We start from the raw sequence: 13,221 nt of genomic DNA, 5'->3' as shown, positions 1-13,221 counted from the left end.
CGCCATAAGACCGGCTTCCGTCCTGCTCTCGTGCGATTTCGCCGGCGCTGGTCCGCATCTTGCCTGCACGCCTTGCCCTTCGCCCGGAGTCCCCCTTGAAGCTGTCGCTCGAAAAGCTGCGCCGTATCGCCGTGCTGCTCGGTTGGGCCTTCGTCCTGGTGATTGCCGTCGCGACGCTCTCGCCGATCGAGGCGCGCCCGCATGTCCCGATGCTGGGCGCCAATGCCGAGCGCTTCCTGTCCTATTTCGCCGCGGGAGCGGCGCTGGCCTTCGCCTATCCCCGCCGGCGCTGGCTGGTCCTGGCCGGCATCATCGCCTTCGCGATCGGGCTGGAATGGCTCCAGACCTGGGAAGCCACGCGCCACGGCCTGCCGCGCGACGCGATGGTGAAGATCGCCGGCGCCGCGCTGGGCAGCGGCTTCTCCGTCTGGTTCGATCTGGTGATGCAGCGCTTCCGCAAGCCGGCCTGACTCAATCCGGCACAATGCCTGCCGACGCCTGTCCGCGAGGCGTCTCTTTTCCTCCCGCCGCCCCTGCCGCCGCGCCGAATTGACCCCGGCGACGCCGGCACGCGGCTTGCCACTCTGCTCCCGATGATGGTCCGGCGCCGGCGCAATGTGCCGAAACGGAACGTGCGCCAGCCGGCTGGGGGAAGAGATGAGCGTCAACGACATGAGCGGCCTGCCGCAAGCCCTGCCCGACAGCGGTTCGGGACTCTGGCGCCTCTGGCTTGGCCCTCTGACGGCAGCGAGCGATGCGGTCGTGGTCGCCGCCCTCGTCTATCTCGTCGCCTTTGCCTATTATCTCGGAGGCGGCACGGGCGCGCCGGGCATCGACCGCTCGACGCCGGAACTGGCTGCGATGCTGGCGACCCTGTTCGTCTTCGTCAATCTGATGCGTGGCCGCTATCAGATCGGGAACTATCTCTCGATCCGGGGGCAGATCGGCTCGGCCTTCGCCGTCTGGAACATCACGATGGTCGCCTTCCTGGCCGTGCTTTTCCTCGCGAAGATCGCAGACCATTATTCGCGGGCCGTCATCGTCGCGACCTATCTCTCCGGCATCCCGGTCATCGCCCTCTCCCGTTCGGCGGTCGTCAGGCTGGTCGCAGCCGGCAGCCACGCCGGCCGGATCACGGCCGAGCGCGCCTTCCTGATCGGGCGCGAGGCGAACATCATGTCCTTCGTGTCGCGTCACAAGCCCTGGCATATGGGCTTCGCTGTCACCGATGTCGCATTCCTGAAATCGTCGGGCGAAACCGGCTCGACCGCGCTGGCCGCCGATCTGGCCGCCGCCGTGGCGAATTGCCGGGCGAAGCGGCCGGATGCCGTCTTCATCGCCGTTCCCTGGGCCGAGCAGGAGACCATCTCGGCTTGCGTCGATGCCTTCATGAACCTGCCGGTCGCGATCCATCTCGCGCCGGAACCGATCATGGAACGCTTCAGCGGGACACATGTCGTCCATACCGGCACCCTGTCGAGCCTGCGCTTGACCCGCCAGCCGCTTTCCACGGCAGAGATCGCGATCAAGCGTGCCTTCGACATCGTGGCTGCCTCCTGCGGCATCGTCCTGACCCTGCCGCTTCTGCTTCTGGTCGCGGCGTTGATCCGGCTCGATTCCCCCGGTCCGGTGCTGTTTCGCCAACGACGCTACGGCTTCAACCAGCAGGCTTTCCGGATCTTCAAGTTCCGCACGATGACCACGACCGATGACGGCCAGGTCGTCATCCAGGCCAAGCGCAACGATCCCCGGATCACGCGCCTCGGCCACCTGCTGCGACGCTACAATCTCGACGAGCTGCCGCAGCTCCTGAACGTTATCGCCGGTGACATGTCGCTCGTGGGACCGCGTCCGCATGCGCTGGCACATGATATCGAGTTCGAGCGCAAGATCGCCAATTATGCCCGCCGCCACAACGTCAAGCCCGGCATCACCGGCTGGGCCCAGGTCAACGGCCTGCGCGGCGAGACCGATACCGACGACAAGATGGCCCGGCGCGTCGCCTACGATCACTGGTATATCGACAACTGGTCGTTCTGGCTGGATATCACGATCCTGTTCCGGACCGTTCTGAGCCGGAAGGCCTTTTCCAACGCGCGCTAAGGTCTGCGATCAGCGCTTGCCGCTGCGGCCCCGCGGGATCGCCGGGTCGCGCGCGGCTCGGCCCGGCGCAGGCTCTGCCCCAGGACGATACGGGCGAATTGCAGGCCGGCCTTTGCCGCAGCGCCGAACCCGCGCAGCCGCGCCGGAACGAACAGGCCGCGCAGGCTCCGCCTCGAGCCTGAGGCGAAATCGGCAAAGCTTCCCGGCAGGTTGAACCGCCTCCCGTAAATGCCCGTCACCACGCATTGCGCGCAGAACAGCCGGAAGCGCGCGTCCGGGAGATCGCTGACGATCGCATCCGCGTCCGCCGCTGCGATATGGTTGAGAACGGCGCGGTCGATCGGCCCGGCAAAGTCGGCATCGCAGATGCCGGCGATCCGCAGGCCCGGAAAGGTCGACGCGATCCGCTCCCGCAGCGCATAGACCGTGCGGCTGTCGCCGCCGAACAGGAAAATGCTGCAGTCGCGTTCGGCGCAGTCACGCAGGAGGCCGGCCATCCCGACGGCCTCGCCCGCCCGCCCGGGCGCAGCGCGATCGCCGATCTTGCCGTGAATGATGCCCGACTGCACGCTCGCCCCGAGATGGCTACGGTTGGCGTCCCGATGCGACCGAGGCGCAACGCATCAAGATGCCTGCTTCCCTCCGCAGGCACCTGGCACGATGTGACAAATTTTAACGATGCCTACCGTTGCGTCAATGCACTCCGCCGGCGGCTTCGCAGAGGCCAGCCGACGGGACCGACCCAGCCTGCGTCCGATCAGACAAAATGGCGCCAGAGCGCCCGGCCGAGCCAGAGGCTCCATCCGACGACGATGGTCACGGCCAGCAGCGACGCCCCGACGATCAGGGAACGGCCGATCAGGATGCTGGCGACGCTCTCCTCGAGGTCCGGCTTGTTGTCGTTCGCCGCCTGCAGGCGACGACCGAGGCTGGAAGCCTGAACAGGCGCCGGGAACTGTCGCACGCGCTCGGGCCGCATGGAACTCTCTCGTAAAGTTACGCAGGCATTAAACGCACGCCCTTATCAATGATCGAATTCGCAACAAAATAAAAGCACAAGATGCGAGCCCTCCCCAGCCTGGAGAGGCCATCACCGCGACGGCCCGTACCCTAGCCGCCATATTGCGTGTCGGAGACCTGTTCCATCCAGTCGACGACCTTGCCGTCCTGAACCTCCTGGATCGCGATATGCGTCATCGCCGTGGCCGGAGAAGCGCCGTGCCAGTGCTTCTCCCCAGGCGGGAACCAGACGACGTCGCCCGGCCGGATCTCCATGATCGGCCCGCCCCAGCATTGCGCGCGGCCGAGGCCGGCCGTCACGATCACCGTTTGGCCGAGCGGATGCGTATGCCAGGCCGTGCGGGCGCCGGGCTCGAAGGTGACACTCGCACCCTGAACGCGTTCGGCCGCATGGGGATTGCAGAGCGGGTCGATTCGGACGGCTCCGGTAAACCAGTCCGACGGCCCCTTCCCGGAAGGCCGTGATCCGGCGCGCGTGATATCCAAGGGAACTCTCCTCGCTTCTGTTCGAGCTTTCGGAAAGCATGCCGCCGCGGAGGCCGGGAATCCAGTGCGTTACCCTTGCCCCACGCCTGCGTCGACCGACCTTCCTGCTCGAGGCGCAGGGTCGGCCGCAGGGACGTCGAGCCGCGCCCGCGCCGAAAGCGACAATCCCCGGCGCGAAGGACGACCTCCCAGGGCGAGCATGCCCGCCGCTTCCTGCGTCTCGCCGATGTCGGGTTGGTCGCCTGTGCTCCCTGAGAGCGCATCCGTGGCATCGCCATGCATCCTCGTCGCTGCTTCGGCAGGGCGACGCAAAGCCGCAGATCCAGGCCGGCAAGTACGCGCGACAATGGCTGAAACAGGCTTGACCTTACCATGGAGGGAAGGTGCAGGCTGCGCTCATCGACAGTCAGGAACGACACGCCATGTGCTCTTGCCAACAGCATGCGACCACCACCTCGACGGAGGCCCAGCCCTCCGCCGATACCGTCAGCCTCCGGGTCGACGACATGACCTGCGGCCATTGCGCCGGCAGGATCGAACAGGCCATCAAGGGCGCGTTTCCGGGCGCGACCGTCAGCGCGGATCCGGCTTCGAAGCTGGTCACGGTGCAGGGGGGCGGCGATTTTGCCAGTATCGGCACAGTCATCGCCGCCGCCGGCTATACGCCCGCTGCGGTCCCGGCCCGCTGAGATCACGACCCAGGAGGTCATTTTGACAACTGAACGCTTCCTCTCCCGCCGCAAGCTCATCGCGGGAGCCGCGCAAGCCGCGACGGCGTTCGCCCTCGCGCCGTCGGCGCTGGCCGCCGAGACGTTCCCGAAGATGATCGTCACGCGCGACCCGAACTGCGGCTGCTGCGGCAGCTGGGTCACGCATGCGAGGGCGGCGGGCTTTGCAGTCGAGGTGGTCGAGGTGCCCGATGTCGCGCCGCTGAAGGCGCGGCTCGGCGTGCCTGATCCGCTGGCCTCCTGCCACACGGCCGAAATCGGCGGCTATGTCGTGGAAGGCCATGTTCCGGCCGAAGCGATCAAGCGCCTGCTCGCCGAGCGCCCCAAGGCGACGGGTCTCGCGGTCGCCGGCATGCCCGTCGGCTCGCCCGGCATGGAAGTGGCCGGGCAGCAGCCCGACACCTATGACGTCATAATCTTCTCGGCCGGCCGGCAGAACGTCTTCGCGCGCTATCGCGGGCTGCAGCAGGTCTGAACCTGCCGCAGCGCGGCTCACTCAGGCCGGGCGCGGATGGCTTCCGCGCCCATCCGGCGAGACTCCGGGAAAGCGCCCGAGCTTCGCGACGTGCTTCTGGACAAGCGTCTCGCCGAAAGCGGTCGGCCGCATGGCCGGTGCGCGGTCGTGGATCGCGATGCCCGCCCGCGCGCCGAAGACGCGCTTGCCGTAGCAGATCAGACTCTCCAGCGACTGCATGATGAAGACGACAGCCGGCAGCGCGTCGCGATAGGCGAGATCGGCCGCCGCCTCGTCCCCAGCCTTGAAGCTCTCATAGGCGTGGACCATGAAGTCGATGACGTCGGGCGCCAGGATCATGCCGACGCAGCCGGCGCGCAGGTTCTCGATCAATTCCAGCCCGCCGCGCCCGTTCATGATCGGCAGCCGGTTCTCGGTCGTCTCGATCAGTTGCGCGATATCCGTCGCCGGCCCCTCGCCCTTCACAAGCGCGATGTTGGGATGCTGCGCGACGAGATCGCGGATATCGCCCGCCGACAGGCCCCGCCCCATATAGGCCGGCGCGTTCTGGATCGCGACGGGCAGGCTCGTGGCCTCGGCCACCCGCCCGAAGAAGCGGATGTATTCGGCCGCGCCGAAGCTGCCGACCATCGGCGGCTGGAGGATGACCCAGTCGGCCTTCACGGCCTCGGCCGCCCGCACCTGCTCGATCTGCTCGCCAACGGATGAGCCGTAGATCGTGAAGGCCAGCGGCCTGCGCCCGGCGACATCCTCCGAGGCCCATTCCATCACGGTCCGCCGCTCAGTGACGGTGAGTTTCGAGACCTCGGTCGCGAGCCCGAGCGCTGCAATGCCGTGAACGCCGAGCCCAAGGCAGACCTCCACCTGTCGCCGCATGGCCTGCCGGTCCAGACGCTCCCCGGCGTCGAACAGCGCGTAGAGAATCGCATGGATCCCGGTGAAGGCCGTCGTCATGGTCGCTTTCCCCAGCGTCTCAATGATCTGATGTTAAACATCAGATGAATGGTTGCACGCAAGCGGCGACCGTGACAATCTTGTCGTCGCGGAAGGGCGCGAAACATGCAGAAGCGCAGCAAACCTGGAAAGATCGGAGCGATGGTCCAGGCTCTCGGAGCCGCGATCGTGCGCGGCGAGATCGCCTCGGGAACCGTGCTGCCGCCGGAATTCGAGCTGGCGGAGCGCTATGGCGCCGGCCGCAGCGTCGTCCGCGAAGCCGTGAAGATTCTGACGGCCAAGGGCCTCCTGAGCGTACGGCCGCGCCATGGCACACAGGTGCGCCCGCTCCACGAATGGACCCTGCTCGATCCCGACGTGCTCGGCTGGATGCGCAGCGAGGACGGGCTCGACCACAACCTCCTGCTCGCACTCGAAGAGACCCGCGCGATCATCGAGCCCGAGGCTGCGGCGCTGGCGGCCGTGCGTGCGACGCCCGACGATCTCGCCCGCATTCGCGCCGCCCTGACCGCGATGGAAGCGGACCAGAACAGCCCGCAGGCTGCGATCGCCGCCGACAAGCGCTTCCATCTCGCGATCCTCGACGCGACCAACAACCCGATCCTGCGCAGCTTCCGCGGCGCGATCGAAGCGATCCTCAGCGCCATGTTCGACTTCACCGTCGATGTCTTCGCCGGAAACCTGGCGAACCACTCAGCCGTGCTCGACGCGATCGCGGCCGGCGAGGCCGACCGGGCGCGTGAGGCGATGCGGCAGGTGCTCGGCTACACGCGCGGCCACATGCTTTCCAGCCCGATGCTCGCGGGCGGAGAAAAACCAAGAAAATCAGAACCGGGAGAAACGTCATGAAGATCAGAACGATGCTGCTTGCCGCCACCGTTGCGGCTCTCGCCTTCCCCGCTTCCGCCGCTTGGCCCGAGCGGCCGCTGACCCTGGTCGTGCCCTGGGCTGCCGGCGGCGGCACGGATGCGGTCGCGCGCATCCTGGCGGCGGGTCTTGAGAAGGAGCTCGGCAAGCCGGTGAACGTCGTCAACCGGACGGGCGGCGGCGGCGTTGTCGGCCATACCGAGATGGTCAATGCCAAGCCCGACGGCTACACGATCGGCCTCGCGACGGCCGAGGTCACGACCTATTACTGGTCGAACACCGCGCCCTTCACCTACGAGAAGCTGACCCCGCTCGCGCTGGTGAATTTCGACTCGGCTGCCTTCAACGTCGCTGCCAATTCGCCCTGGGGCGACCTGCGTGCCGCGCTGGACGACATCAAGAAGCAGCCCGTCGGCCACTACAAGCTCTCGGGCATGGCTGCGGGTGCCGCCTATCACCTCGCCTTCGCCGGCCTGCTCCAGCTCGAGGGCATCAACCCCAAGAGCGTCGCGGTCGTCCCGAGCCAGGGCGCGGCGCCCGGCTTCCAGGAGCTGGCCTCGGGCGGCGTGCAGATCGTCCCATCCTCGCTGCCGGAAGGCAAGGCGATGTTCGATGCCGGCCGCGTCAAGGCGCTCGCCGTGATGTCGAAGGAGGTGATCTCGGCCTTCCCGAAGGTGCCGACCGTCAAGCAGGCGATCGGCAAGGAATACGAGGGCGGCACCTGGCGCGGCCTCGCGGCTCCCGCCGGCCTGCCGGCAGACATCACCGCTCGCCTCGTCGAGGCGACGGACAAGGTCGCCAATTCCGACGCCTACAAGAACTTCCTCGCCGAGCGCGGCTTCGGTTACGCCTTCGCCAAGGGCCCGGCCTTCGGCACCTTCCTCGCGACCCAGCACAAGAACAACGGCGAGATCATGGGCGCGCTCGGCCTGCGCCTGCGCCAGTAGACGCAAGCCGATCACCGCCTGATCGGGGCGCGGCGGCCGCCGCCGCGCCCGCCATCGCCGCAACACCGGACGCATCATGAAGTTCAACGATCTCTTCGCGGGGCTCGTCGTCCTCGCCTTGTCAGGCCTCGTGGCCTTCGCCTCGTGGAACCTGCCCAACCCCTCCGAGCAGCCGCTCGGCCCCTCGGCCTTTCCGCTGATCCTCGCGGGATTGCTGGCGCTCTGCGCCGCGATCCTCGCTGTCAACGGCGCTCGCGCGACCAATGCCGGCCCTCTGGTCGGCCTCGCCGACTGGGCCCGCAGCGGCACGGCGGTGCTGCGCCTGCTGCTCGTTCCGGCCGCGGTGATCTTCTACATGCTCTGCGCCGAGCCGCTCGGCTTCCTGATGGCGGCGGCGGCGATCCTGGTCGTGCTCTTCGTCGTCGGCGGCACGAAGCCGCTCCAGGCGATCGGCTTCGCGCTTGCGACCGCGCTCGCCATCCACTCGATCTTCTATCTCGGCCTCGGCGTGCAATTGCCCTGGGGACCGCTCGAACCCTTCCGCTGGTGACCCGCCATGCTTGACGCCTATGTCACCGCGCTCGGGATGGTGCTCGATCCCTATGTTCTCTTCGTCATCACCGCCTCGGCGATCTATGGCCTCGTCGTCGGCTGTATCCCCGGCCTCTCCGCCACCATGGCGACCGCCCTGCTGGTGCCGCTGACCTTCTTCATGCCGCCGGTTCCGGCCATCGCCGCCATCGTCACCACCTCGACCATGGCGATCTTCTCCGGCGACATCCCAGGCTGCCTGCTGCGCATCCCCGGCACGCCGGCCTCGGCGGCCTATGTCGATGATTCCTACAAGATGACGCTGCAGGGCAAGCCTGAGCTCGCGCTCGGCATCGGCCTATGGTTCTCGGTGCTGGGCGGCTTGTTCGGCACGGCGGTGATGATGGTCGCCTCCCCCGCCATCGCCGATTTCGCATTGGGCTTCGGCTCGGTCGAGTTCTTCTGGATCGTCATGCTCGGTTTGGGCGGCGCCGTCTTCATCGGCTCGTCGACACCGTTGAAAGCCTGCATCTCGCTGCTCATCGGCCTGATGATCGCGATGATCGGCATGAACAACCCGGCCGGCCAGCCGCGTTTCACCTTCGATTCCACCGAGATGCTCGGCGGCGTCTCGCTGATCCCGATGATGGTCGGCATGTTCGCCTGCTCGGAGGTGATGCGCCACATGATCTCGGACAGCAGCGCACCGCAGGTCGTGGTCAAGAAGATCGGCCCGATCTTCGCCAATATGTGGCGGCTGACCAAGCAATATCCCTGGCAGCTCATCCGCGGCAGCGCGCTCGGCACGGTCATCGGCATCCAGCCGGGCAGCGGCGCCGACATGGCGGCCTGGATGTCCTATGCGATGAGCAAGCGCTTCTCGAAGGAGCCGGAGAAATTCGGCACCGGCCATCCCGAGGGGCTGATCGAGGCCGGCGCCTCCAACAACTCCTCGCTGGCAGGCGCCTGGATTCCGGCGCTGGTCTTCGGCATCCCCGGCGACTCGATCACCGCCATCGCCATCGGCGTGCTGATGATGAAGAACATGGCGCCGGGGCCGACGATCTTCGTCAACGCCCCCGAGAACGTCTATGCGCTCTTCCTGGTCTTCGTGATCGCGAACCTGCTGATGCTGCCGCTCGGCTGGGCGATCATCAAGATCGCGACGCGGGTGCTCTCCGTGCCCCGGCGCGTGCTGATGCCGATCATCCTCGTCTTCGCGATCGTCGGCTCCTACGCGATCAACAACGCGCTCTTCGACGTCGGCGTCATGCTCGCCTTCGGCTTGCTGGCCTTCGTGCTGGAGGAGAACGACTTCCCGGTCGCGCCGGTGATCCTCGGCGTCGTGCTGGGCCCGTTGCTGGAGGAATACTTCATCAACTCGATGATCAAGTCCGACGGCCGATTGATCGGGCTGGTCGACCGGCCGATCGCCGCGGTGCTGGCGGCGATCACGATCGGCATCATCGGCTGGACGGTCATCGCTTCGATGCGGGCGGGCAAGCACGACAAGGAAACGGCGCGGAGCTGAACCGGCCCGCCGGATCAGGCCGCGGCCACCTTGGGCGCGGTGCCGAGTGCCGCTTCCGGCTGGCGCATCTCGTTCGCAGCCCGGACGGCGGCCAGCACGCGTCAGCTACCGCTTCTGAACAGCGGGATCTGATCGATCTTCCAGAAAGGGCGGAATCGCTAGGGGCTCCGCCCTTTCCGCGTTCGGCAGGCGTCATCGGTCGAATGGAGGAAGCCGGACATCAGCCGTCGCGGGCGGAACCGCCCTGCCGGTCGGCCGTGCATCCGGACCGATAAGTGGTTTACGGCCCGGCCGAACTCAAGCAAGGGTGTGGCAGCCGTTTCGAACGAGGATAGCACTCAGCCATGTCGAGTGAGGCGCCGAAGATCACGATCGATTTCCTGATCGGGATGCTCAAGCAGGTCATCGAGGAGAACCCCTCGCGCGACCAGGGCAAGGCTGTCGATGCCACCTGGGGGCCGGAGACCTTGCTGGAGGATACCGGCTTCAATTCCTATGATTTCGTCGAGATCATCTTCAAGCTGGAAGATCATTTCGGCATCGAGATCGACTACAATGCGAATAACAGCATCAACGACGTGAAGACGATCGGCGAGCTCTGCAACGAGATCGCCAAACTGCTGGCCAAGAAGCAGGTGGCATGACGCGGATCGTCGTTTCGGGCCTCGGCATCGTCTCCCCGATCGGCAGCGATACCCAGAGCTTCTGGCAGGCCTTGCTGGCTGGTCACAGCATTTTCGGGCATGCCTCCGTCTTGCCGGAAAAGGGCGTCCGCGTGGCGGAAGTCCACGACCAGGGCTTCATGGAAGGACTGGGCCTTTCACCATCGGCCTGTGACCGAAACGCCCTGTTTGCGGTTGCGGCCGCGCGCCAGGCTTTGTCGGCCGCCGGTCTCGGCGCCGGCCTGCCGCACCCTGAGCGCGTCGGCGTCATCCTCGGGAACTCCGCCGGCGGACAATGCAGCACCGACGACCAGTATTCCCGGCTCTACACCCAGAACAAGCGCCCCCATCCGATGACCGTGGCCAAGGTCATGGTGAGCTCCTCGGCCAGCTGGGTGTCGATCGCCACGGGCGCGACCGGCCCCTGCTTCGTGACCTCGAGCGCCTGCGCTTCCTCCAGCCACGCCATCGGTACCGCCATGCAGTTCCTGCGTGCCGGCCTCGCCGACATCGTCATCGCGGGAGGCACGGAAGCCCCGCTCTCGGCCGGGACACTGCTCGCCTGGGACGCGATGAGGATCATGTCGCGCACCGCCTGTCGGCCTTTCGCCGCCGGGCGCGACGGCCTGATGCTGGCCGAAGGCGCCGGCGTGATCGTCCTGGAGACCGAGGCGCATGCGCGCAGCCGCGGGCTGGAGCCCACGATCGAGGCGGCGGGCTTCGGCTTCAGCGCCGATGCGGGCGACATCGTCGCTCCCAATGTCGACGGCATGACGCGGGCCATGGCCCTCGCGCTGGCCGATGCCGGCCTGGATGCGGGCGATCTCGCCTATATCAACGCCCACGGCACCGGCACGCGCGCCAATGACCGGGCCGAGACACAGGCCCTGAAGCGGCTCTTCGGCGACCGGCCCGTGCCACCAGCCTCGTCGATCAAGGGCGCGACAGGCCACGCACTCGGCGCCGCCGGCGCCTTCGAGGCGATCGCGACGATCATGGCCATCGAGAACCGCATCGCCCCGCCGACAGCCAATTTCGACGCTCCGGACCCGGAATGCGACATCGACTGCGTACCGAACCAGGCCCGGCCGATGCCGATACCAGCCGCCATGTCGAATTCATTCGCGTTCGGCGGCCTGAATACAACGCTGATCTTCAAAGCACTGAAATAACGCGAACCCTAAATGCTAATACTATTGGAATTGCGTTAGGATCTCAAAGAAATTGATCTGAAATCACAAAGCCCCTCGCTTGACAGCCTAAAACCTCAATGTTTTGTTATTATGGCCTATATGTCATAATAACGGAATAAAACGGCAATGAGGAAATTCCTGGTTCTCGTGGGGGTCGCCGCGTCGATCTCGTTTTCGTCCGTCTCGCCGGGCCAGGCCCAGCAGGCCGGCAGCATCGTCAATGTCGCGGTTATCGGCGAGCCCGCCTCGCTTGACCCCGGCATCGCCGCGACCGACCTCGTCGGCATGATCTCGCAGCATGTCTTCGAGACGCTGTTCACCTTCGACGGCAAGTGGAACGTCACGCCGCTCCTGGCCGAGGCGATGCCGAACGTCAGCGCCGACGGTACGGTCTACAAGATCGCCCTGCGGCAGGGCATCAAGTTCCATAACGGCCGCAACATGACCGCCGAGGACGTCGTCGCCTCGCTGAAGCGCTGGATGGAAGTCGCCTCGCGCGGCAAGCAGACCGCGCTTTACCTCAAGTCGGTCGCCGCGACCGGGCCGAACGAGGTCACCCTGACCCTCAGCCAGCCCTATGCACCGCTGCTCTCGCTGCTCGCCTTCAACAACTCCGCCGCCGCGATCATGCCGGCCGAGGCTCTGGCGACGCCGCTCAAGGAAGTGATCGGCACCGGCCCCTACAAGCTCAAGGAGCACAAGCCGGACCAGTATGTTCAGCTCGTCCGTTTCGACGGCTACAAGCCGCGCAGCGAGAAGGCCGACGGCTTCGGTGGCGCCCGTGTCGCCAAGTTCGACGAGATCCGCTTCGTCCCGGTGCCGGACGCCAATACCCGCGTCGAGGCCGCCATCGCCGGCCAGTTCGACTATGTCGACTCCCTGCCCGTCGAAGCCTTCGCACGGCTGGAGAAGGGCAAGGCGAAGCCCGCCCTGCTGAACAATTTCGGCTGGCCGATCTTCGTGATGAACAACAAGGAAGGCCCGCTCAAGAACGAGAAGATCCGCAAGGCGGTTCAGGCGGCCCTCAGCGAGACGGACATGCTGGCAGCCGGCTTCGGCGACCAGAAATTCTACGCCGTCGACGGCGCGATGTATCCGGAAGGCTATGCCTGGCGCAGCGATGTCGGCGTCAAGGGCAACTACAACATCGCCGACGACAAGAAGGCCGCGGCGCTGCTCAAGGAGGCCGGGTACAAGGGCGAGCCGATCCGCATCCTGACCAGCCGCCAATACGAGTTCCACTACAAGATGGCGCAGGTCGCGCAGGTCTATCTGGAACAGGCCGGCTTCAAGGTCGATCTCCAGGTCAGCGACTGGGCGACCATGATCCAGCGCAACAAGAAGCCGGAGCTCTGGGAGGTCTTCATTACCCACAGCCCCTTCCTGCCGGAACCCGCGCTGAACTTCATCCTGTCGAAGACGGCCGGCGGCTGGTGGGATACGCCGGAAAAGGAAAAGGTGCTCAACGCCTTCAACAGCGCGACCAGCCAGGACGCCCGCGTCAAGCACTGGGTCGAACTGCAGAAGCTGATCTTCGAGCAGGCCCCGATCGTCAAGATCGGCAATTTCAGCGCGCTTTCGGCCGTCTCGCCGGGTCTCACGGGCTTCACCCCGTCGCCCTGGCCAGCGTTCTGGAACGTCGAGATCAAGCGCTAAGCCTCGAGCGCCGCGTTTCCCGGGAAGCGCGGCGCTTTCACATCAGCCTCCAGCCTAAAAAGCCTGCC

General features: G+C 66.3%; 15 protein-coding genes. 11 read left to right on the top strand and 4 right to left on the bottom strand.

Annotated features, from left to right (window positions below):
- The first annotated feature begins 95 nt into the window (after positions 1–95).
- Positions 96–470 (top strand): VanZ family protein, encoded by a 375-nt coding sequence (locus AC6RIC_RS12075; protein ID WP_499736342.1) that lies wholly within the window; start codon positions 96–98, stop codon positions 468–470.
- A gap of 187 nt (positions 471–657) precedes the next feature.
- Positions 658–2,103, top strand: coding sequence for an undecaprenyl-phosphate glucose phosphotransferase (locus AC6RIC_RS12070; protein WP_499736341.1), 1,446 nt, complete (start codon positions 658–660; stop codon positions 2,101–2,103).
- Here the strand turns inward: AC6RIC_RS12070 and AC6RIC_RS12065 are convergent.
- The 3 genes from AC6RIC_RS12065 to AC6RIC_RS12055 all read right to left on the bottom strand — a co-directional run bounded on the left by AC6RIC_RS12065 (position 2,100) and on the right by AC6RIC_RS12055 (position 3,609).
- The gene (locus tag AC6RIC_RS12065; RefSeq protein ID WP_454656510.1) at positions 2,100–2,672 is read right to left on the bottom strand and encodes a WecB/TagA/CpsF family glycosyltransferase; all 573 of its coding nucleotides are present in this window, start codon (positions 2,670–2,672) and stop codon (positions 2,100–2,102) included. The two genes, AC6RIC_RS12070 and AC6RIC_RS12065, sit on opposite strands and share 4 nt — an antisense overlap.
- Positions 2,673–2,860: 188 nt before the next feature.
- Positions 2,861–3,082: a hypothetical protein gene (locus AC6RIC_RS12060; protein WP_499736340.1), complete on the bottom strand. Its 222-nt coding sequence runs from the start codon at positions 3,080–3,082 to the stop codon at positions 2,861–2,863.
- 131 nt (positions 3,083–3,213) lie between these two features.
- The gene (locus AC6RIC_RS12055) at positions 3,214–3,609 is read right to left on the bottom strand and encodes a (R)-mandelonitrile lyase (protein WP_454656508.1); all 396 of its coding nucleotides are present in this window, start codon (positions 3,607–3,609) and stop codon (positions 3,214–3,216) included.
- Positions 3,610–3,992: 383 nt separating this feature from the next.
- Here AC6RIC_RS12055 and AC6RIC_RS12050 point away from each other — a divergent pair, with 383 nt between their 5' ends.
- Both AC6RIC_RS12050 and AC6RIC_RS12045 read left to right on the top strand, forming a co-directional pair.
- Entirely contained in the window at positions 3,993–4,298 is a 306-nt protein-coding gene (locus AC6RIC_RS12050; RefSeq protein WP_454656507.1) for a heavy-metal-associated domain-containing protein, read from the top strand.
- A gap of 22 nt (positions 4,299–4,320) precedes the next feature.
- Entirely contained in the window at positions 4,321–4,812 is a 492-nt protein-coding gene (locus tag AC6RIC_RS12045; RefSeq protein ID WP_454656506.1) for a DUF411 domain-containing protein, read from the top strand.
- Between the two features lie 21 nt (positions 4,813–4,833).
- Here the strand turns inward: AC6RIC_RS12045 and AC6RIC_RS12040 are convergent, their stop codons facing one another.
- Positions 4,834–5,766 (bottom strand): dihydrodipicolinate synthase family protein, encoded by a 933-nt coding sequence (locus tag AC6RIC_RS12040; protein WP_499736339.1) that lies wholly within the window; start codon positions 5,764–5,766, stop codon positions 4,834–4,836.
- Between the two features lie 141 nt (positions 5,767–5,907).
- On the opposite strand from AC6RIC_RS12040, the gene AC6RIC_RS12035 reads away from it, so the two are divergent.
- The 7 genes from AC6RIC_RS12035 (at position 5,908) to AC6RIC_RS12005 (ending at position 13,153) form a co-directional block, all read left to right on the top strand.
- On the top strand, positions 5,908–6,615 hold the full coding sequence (locus AC6RIC_RS12035; protein WP_499736338.1) for a FadR/GntR family transcriptional regulator: 708 nt from the start codon (positions 5,908–5,910) through the stop codon (positions 6,613–6,615).
- Positions 6,612–7,580, top strand: coding sequence for a tripartite tricarboxylate transporter substrate binding protein (locus AC6RIC_RS12030; RefSeq protein WP_499736337.1), 969 nt, complete (start codon positions 6,612–6,614; stop codon positions 7,578–7,580). The genes AC6RIC_RS12035 and AC6RIC_RS12030 overlap by 4 nt, the downstream gene beginning before the upstream one ends.
- Before the next feature lie 76 nt (positions 7,581–7,656).
- The gene (locus AC6RIC_RS12025) at positions 7,657–8,130 is read left to right on the top strand and encodes a tripartite tricarboxylate transporter TctB family protein (protein ID WP_499736336.1); all 474 of its coding nucleotides are present in this window, start codon (positions 7,657–7,659) and stop codon (positions 8,128–8,130) included.
- A 6-nt stretch (positions 8,131–8,136) separates the two neighbouring features.
- Complete coding sequence (locus tag AC6RIC_RS12020; protein ID WP_499736335.1) at positions 8,137–9,642, top strand: tripartite tricarboxylate transporter permease; 1,506 nt, start codon at positions 8,137–8,139, stop codon at positions 9,640–9,642.
- Between the two features lie 344 nt (positions 9,643–9,986).
- On the top strand, positions 9,987–10,286 hold the full coding sequence (locus AC6RIC_RS12015; protein ID WP_499736334.1) for an acyl carrier protein: 300 nt from the start codon (positions 9,987–9,989) through the stop codon (positions 10,284–10,286).
- Positions 10,283–11,476, top strand: a complete 1,194-nt coding sequence (locus AC6RIC_RS12010) for a beta-ketoacyl-[acyl-carrier-protein] synthase family protein (RefSeq protein WP_499736333.1) — start codon at positions 10,283–10,285, stop codon at positions 11,474–11,476. The genes AC6RIC_RS12015 and AC6RIC_RS12010 overlap by 4 nt, the downstream gene beginning before the upstream one ends.
- 147 nt (positions 11,477–11,623) lie before the next feature.
- On the top strand, positions 11,624–13,153 hold the full coding sequence (locus AC6RIC_RS12005) for an ABC transporter substrate-binding protein (RefSeq protein ID WP_499736332.1): 1,530 nt from the start codon (positions 11,624–11,626) through the stop codon (positions 13,151–13,153).
- The last annotated feature ends 68 nt before the right edge of the window (positions 13,154–13,221 follow it).

The sequence above is a fragment of the Allobosea sp. TBD101 genome (assembly GCF_059817965.1).
The sequence above is the reverse complement of the archived record's forward strand: the minus strand, read 5'-3'. Positions and strand labels throughout refer to the sequence as shown.

Bases quoted from the DNA above. Each gene is read 5' to 3' on its own strand.
- AC6RIC_RS12020 (WP_499736335.1), top strand. From the start codon at position 8,137: ATGCTTGACGCCTATGTCACCGCGCTCGGGATGGTGCTCGATCCCTAT.
- AC6RIC_RS12010 (WP_499736333.1), top strand. From the start codon at position 10,283: ATGACGCGGATCGTCGTTTCGGGCCTCGGCATCGTCTCCCCGATCGGC.
- AC6RIC_RS12030 (WP_499736337.1), top strand. From the start codon at position 6,612: ATGAAGATCAGAACGATGCTGCTTGCCGCCACCGTTGCGGCTCTCGCC.
- AC6RIC_RS12025 (WP_499736336.1), top strand. From the start codon at position 7,657: ATGAAGTTCAACGATCTCTTCGCGGGGCTCGTCGTCCTCGCCTTGTCA.
- AC6RIC_RS12015 (WP_499736334.1), top strand. From the start codon at position 9,987: ATGTCGAGTGAGGCGCCGAAGATCACGATCGATTTCCTGATCGGGATG.
- AC6RIC_RS12060 (WP_499736340.1), bottom strand. From the start codon at position 3,082: ATGCGGCCCGAGCGCGTGCGACAGTTCCCGGCGCCTGTTCAGGCTTCC.
- AC6RIC_RS12005 (WP_499736332.1), top strand. From the start codon at position 11,624: ATGAGGAAATTCCTGGTTCTCGTGGGGGTCGCCGCGTCGATCTCGTTT.
- AC6RIC_RS12070 (WP_499736341.1), top strand. From the start codon at position 658: ATGAGCGTCAACGACATGAGCGGCCTGCCGCAAGCCCTGCCCGACAGC.
- AC6RIC_RS12035 (WP_499736338.1), top strand. From the start codon at position 5,908: ATGGTCCAGGCTCTCGGAGCCGCGATCGTGCGCGGCGAGATCGCCTCG.
- AC6RIC_RS12040 (WP_499736339.1), bottom strand. From the start codon at position 5,766: ATGACGACGGCCTTCACCGGGATCCATGCGATTCTCTACGCGCTGTTC.